We start from the raw sequence: 520 nt of genomic DNA, 5'->3' as shown, positions 1-520 counted from the left end.
CAGGTTCAATTGGTCAGAATCAAAAAACAGGTGCAGGCAGTGTATTTGGTGCTGCTGCGGCGGCAGGAACAGCATATGGTGTTGCAACAGGCGCTAGTAACATTGTACTAAGCGGCCCTAATGGCACATCTACGGCAACAGATATATCAGCTATGGATGCAAAAGCTGCAGCTGAAGCACTAAATAATTTAGGTACAGGCGTTAAAGTTTCGACTAAGGCATCTGTAGAGTTGACAGGTTTCACTGCCGCTGATACCGGATCATTAGATATTGGTACTACGTCTTACGATTTAAGCAAATTTAACGGAAGTATGAAGGATTTAGCTACTGCTATTGGAAAGGATGGCTATTCTGCTTCCTATGATTCAAGCACTAATAAACTGAGTATTTCAGCGGATGGAGTTGCAGGGATTAAGGCTGTAGGCCCTGCAGGTGGCACCTTAACAATGGCAACGGTTACCAATGGAGTTGCAGGTGCATCAGATACTGTTGATGCAGGCGGTGTGGTTGTAAACTCTGA

At 45.0% G+C, this 520-nt stretch carries 1 pseudogene; it reads left to right on the top strand.

Going from position 1 to position 520, the window contains the following annotated elements:
- Window positions 1-520 (top strand): annotated as a pseudogene (locus tag L5M10_RS24115) (hypothetical protein); the annotation flags it as partial.

Origin of the sequence: Shewanella sp. SM32 (assembly GCF_025654235.1) — a bacterium.
Classification (GTDB): Bacteria; Pseudomonadota; Gammaproteobacteria; order Enterobacterales; family Shewanellaceae; genus Shewanella; species Shewanella oncorhynchi.
Note: the sequence above shows the minus strand (reverse complement) of the source record. Positions and strands in the feature narration are given on the sequence as shown.